5 protein-coding genes are annotated in these 3,870 nt (G+C 66.4%); 3 read left to right on the top strand and 2 right to left on the bottom strand.

Features of this window, described 5'->3' with window-relative positions:
* Positions 1 to 221: 221 nt before the first annotated feature.
* Positions 222 to 866 carry an NUDIX domain-containing protein gene (locus DKL51_RS03435; protein ID WP_311768023.1) on the top strand — a complete coding sequence of 215 codons (645 nt, stop codon included), beginning with the start codon at positions 222 to 224 and terminating at the stop codon, positions 864 to 866.
* Between the two features lie 111 nt (positions 867 to 977).
* Here DKL51_RS03435 and DKL51_RS03430 read toward each other — a convergent pair whose 3' ends face one another.
* Positions 978 to 2,213: an IS110 family RNA-guided transposase gene (locus tag DKL51_RS03430; RefSeq protein WP_109966532.1), complete on the bottom strand. Its 1,236-nt coding sequence runs from the start codon at positions 2,211 to 2,213 to the stop codon at positions 978 to 980.
* 244 nt (positions 2,214 to 2,457) lie between these two features.
* Between DKL51_RS03430 and DKL51_RS03425 the strand changes: the two genes are divergently transcribed.
* Positions 2,458 to 2,925, top strand: a complete 468-nt coding sequence (locus tag DKL51_RS03425; protein ID WP_123809819.1) for a hypothetical protein — start codon at positions 2,458 to 2,460, stop codon at positions 2,923 to 2,925.
* Here DKL51_RS03425 and DKL51_RS03420 read toward each other — a convergent pair.
* Entirely contained in the window at positions 2,904 to 3,524 is a 621-nt protein-coding gene (locus tag DKL51_RS03420; protein WP_109966457.1) for a pentapeptide repeat-containing protein, read from the bottom strand. The genes DKL51_RS03425 and DKL51_RS03420 overlap by 22 nt on opposite strands.
* 198 nt (positions 3,525 to 3,722) lie before the next feature.
* On the opposite strand from DKL51_RS03420, the gene DKL51_RS03415 reads away from it, so the two are divergent.
* On the top strand, positions 3,723 to 3,870 hold a 148-nt coding region (locus tag DKL51_RS03415; protein ID WP_148097714.1), incomplete at its 3' end, for a transposase.

Below are 3,870 nucleotides of genomic sequence, written 5' to 3'. Positions count from 1 at the left end.
CACCACACCCCCGCCCAACGGCCTGTCGTTCTGCGGCGGCCCCACGGGCTTCCCGCTTTCCGCGCCAGCCGCCGGGCGTCAGGCGTGACGGCCGCAGAGCGACAGCGGCAGCGGCCGGCGCGCGCCCAGGCGGCGGCGCGTGCGGCCCGTTCAGGGCCGCCTTGAAGACGTACAGAAACTTTGAACAACACGCCGGCAGCCGGCCTGTCCTGCGCCGGGTGATGGTTGACACGGCGGCCTCGAATGATGCTTTACATCATCGCGACGACCGCGCGACTCGCGGCAGATCCGGACGTCTGGACGTCCCCTTTGGCTGGAGCGAGCTTGTCCTATCCCTGTGCTCTAATCCCGTCATGCATGTCGTCGTCACAGGCGCACTCGTTGAAAACGGCGCGGTCCTGCTAGTACACCGCAGGCCGACCAAACGGGTATACCCAGATGTCTGGGATCTGCCCGGGGGGCAGGTCGAAGCGGGTGAGTCGGAACTACAAGCCCTCGCGCGTGAGATGCACGAGGAGCTCGGTGTTCACATTGTGGCGGAGTCCGCTTCACGGTTGGGCGTCTTGCATGCCGGCAGTGCTGAGGACGCCGTTCACGTGGGTGTCTGGCAAATTGGAGACTGGGTTGGCTCTCCGACCAACCGTGCACCTGACGAGCATGACGACATCGCATGGGTCGGGATCAGCGAGCTGGGCGGCCTTCCCCTCGTGCATGGCGTCTTGGCGGCATTGGTTCGTTGTCTGCCTGAGTTTGAGTGCGCCCGCAGGCACTCAGATGTCACCGACTGTAACCAGGACGACCGAGGAACCAAGGCCGACTGTCGTGCGTGTGCTGGGATGGATTCGTCAAGCAGGTGGTGGGACTAGACAGTTCGCCGTGCCCGTGTCCTCCGTCGACTGATGCGCGACACTCGTCCGCCAACTGATCTGCGACACCTCCGCGCGCTGATCGCGGCAGACATCCTATGTTTTTCGTTGTCAAGAACTGGGATGGAGATGGGCCCAGGCAGTCGTCTCGTTGTAGGCGGTGCCGGTCTTGAGGCAGCCGTGCAGGATGCCGACGAGGCGATTGCCGAGTTGTCGCAGGGCGGCTTGGTGACCGGTGCCGCGGGCGCGGAGAGTGTCGTAGTAGGCGCGGGCGCCGGGTGAGCCTTTCAGCGAGCAGAACGCCCATTGGTGGACGGCGTCGCTGAGTCTTCGGTTGCGGGCGTAGCGGGCCAAGACGACTTTGCGAGTGCCGGATGCTCGGGTGATCGGGGACGTTCCGGCATAGTTCTTGCGGGCCTTCGCGTCGGTGAAGCGGTGTGGATCGTCGCCGAACTCGCCGAGTACCCGGGCGCCGAGGACCACACCGAGGCCGGGTCGGCTCAGGTAGTGGTCAGCGTCCCGGTGCCGGCCAAAATGGTCGGCCACCACCCGCCCGAGCTGCTCGACCTCGGCGTTGAGCGCGGCGATCAGCCGAACCTGGGCAGTCACGATGGCCGCGTAAGCGGCCTGAACCGCGTCCGGTTGGCGCAGCTGCCCGGCGCGCAGCCGCTGCTGCAAGTCGGCGGCTTTCGTGTCGATGTTGCGGCGGTTCGCCCGCCGCAACGCGGCGGCGATCTGTGATCGTGACAGCCGGGCGGCGCGAGTCGGGTCCGGCGCGCGGCCGAGCAGCTCCAAAACGTCGGGCGCGGTCAGGTCGTCGAAGGCGTCCAGGGCGGCGGGGAAGAACTCGCGTAACGCGCTGCGCAGCCGCAGCATCTGCCGCGACCGGTCCCAGATCAGCGTCTGATGAGTGCGGGCCACCAGTTTCATGGCCTCCGCCTCGGCGCTGTCGCCAGCGACCGGACGGTGATGGGCGTGATCCAAGCGCACGATCTCGGCCAGCACGTGCGCGTCGCCGGCGTCGGACTTCGCCCCCGAGGTGGAATGCCGCTCCCGATAGCGAGCGACCGACATCGGGTTGATCGCATACACCTGATAGCCGGCCGCGAGCAGCGCCTGCACCCACGGGCCACGGTCGGTCTCGATCCCGATCCGCACCTGGGCTGCTGCCTCGGCCGGGTCGAGATCGGCCCAGTCGGCCGGCATGTACTCGGCGATCAAAGCGTGCAGCCGGGTGACACCTTCGAGGCCTTCGGGTAGCCGTTTACGGACCACCTTGCCGCCGTTGCCGTCAACGAGTTCGACGTCGTGGTGGTCCTCGGCCCAGTCGTCTCCCAGGAACAGCATCACGCCTCTCTTCCTCTATGGACCACATCGTCCACGGCAGCGCGGAAGAGACCCCAGCGATCTAATGGCCAAGTGCTCACCGCCAACCGCGGGGCACGTCATCCCATCAGCTGTCCAGCCTCCTCACGACCAGCGGGCGCACGGTCTGCCGCAAGGCCTCGAAGACCTGAAGAGTGGAGTGCTGACCCGCCAGCCGCTACCGGAGCCATCCTGCACCAGCAGGCTGACGGAACCCATTAGATGAGTGCGCGTCAGAGTCTCAGCGCCTGACCGGCTCGAGTATCGCGGCTGTGGTTCTTCGCCGCTACCGTGGCTTGCCGTGGGCGTGCTCGTTGACTACTTCGCGGCGTCGAGCGTGGAGCTGGACCGTCTCGATCTCTCGGCGGGGCCGGCGGGCAGCGGCTGGCCGCACGTTGACTGCAAGGGGTGGATCGACGGGCTGGCCGGTCGGATCGCGGAGCTGACCGGCCGGGATTCCAGCGAGTTCGGTGACGACTTCGTGGTCTCCGTCGAAGCTGACGGGCCGTGGCTCACGCGGGTGCGGCCGGAGGTCGCCTTGGCGTTGGCGTACGTGTCCGATGATCGGTTGGCCGAGTACGCCGAGGATGAGCTGCTGGATGAGCACGAAGCCGATCGGTATGTCCAGCTGCGTGACCTGGCACGGTCGGCAGGGGCCAACGGTCGGGACCTTTACTGCTGGTCGTCGCTGTAGTTGACGAGCATCCAGAAGATCTGGTCGTGGACATCCGGTGGCAGCCGCCGGCCGACCCAGCTTCGAGACACCAGGGCGTGCCCGTCGTTGTATTCGATCGCGGCGTTGGCCCCGAACCGCAGGGACAACGCCGCCTCGGTCTTGATGTCGTCGTCCGGCCATTCGGCCATGGCGGCCAGCGCGGCCGCCACGCGCTGATCAACCCGGTCCAGGACGGCGTAGTCGGGCAGGCCTGGAAACCTCTGGGCGTGAAGGTCGATGTGCTTGAACGCGACGCCGAGCAGGTCCGCGCTCGTGAAGTCGTTACCTGTGAAGGCGTTGCGGTCTCGGCCGAGCGCCGCGGTGCGCTCAGTCGGTGTACCCCAGAAGTTGACGTCCTGGATCTTGCCCCGGAAGGCGCACTCGACGAACTGTGCCTGGTGCGTAGAGGTCAAGTCGTGCAGGCGAGCGCCGTCGAAAACGCAGCGCTCGAATCGGGCGTTGCCGAAGTATGCCTGGAGAGGTATCCGGGTGCGAGAGAAGACGCACTCCCGGTACACCGTCTCCGGCCAGCTCAGTTCGTCCCACCGCTCGTCGCCATAGCCGGTAGCGCCGAACAAGACGTGGTCGAACGCGGTCCGGGAGAAAGTCGCAGCCCTCGAACACGGAGTCATGGGCCAGAAAGCTGGAAAACCTCAGCCCGGAAAAGTCGACACCAACCATCCGCGCTTGAGCAAAGCTGACACCGAGGGGACTGCCCCCGGTTCGGTTGACTCCTGACCTGTGAGGATGCGTTCCTCGCTGGAAGGATGTCTGCCATGCCGAAAGCGTTCCCGCCCGAGTTCCGCCGTGACGTCGTCGCGGTCGCCCGCAAGGGTGAGGCGCCCATCGCGCAGATCGCGAAGGACTTCGGGATCTCCGAGTCGTGTCTGCACCGCTGGCTCAAGCTCGCCGACATCGAGGACG

The organism is Micromonospora globispora, assembly GCF_003857015.1.
GTDB lineage: Bacteria > Actinomycetota > Actinomycetes > Mycobacteriales > Micromonosporaceae > Micromonospora > Micromonospora globispora.
This window is presented reverse-complemented; position numbering and strand designations above follow the sequence as displayed.

Bases quoted from the DNA above. Each gene is read 5' to 3' on its own strand.
- DKL51_RS03435 (WP_311768023.1), top strand. From the start codon at position 222: ATGGTTGACACGGCGGCCTCGAATGATGCTTTACATCATCGCGACGAC.
- DKL51_RS03430 (WP_109966532.1), bottom strand. From the start codon at position 2,213: ATGCTGTTCCTGGGAGACGACTGGGCCGAGGACCACCACGACGTCGAA.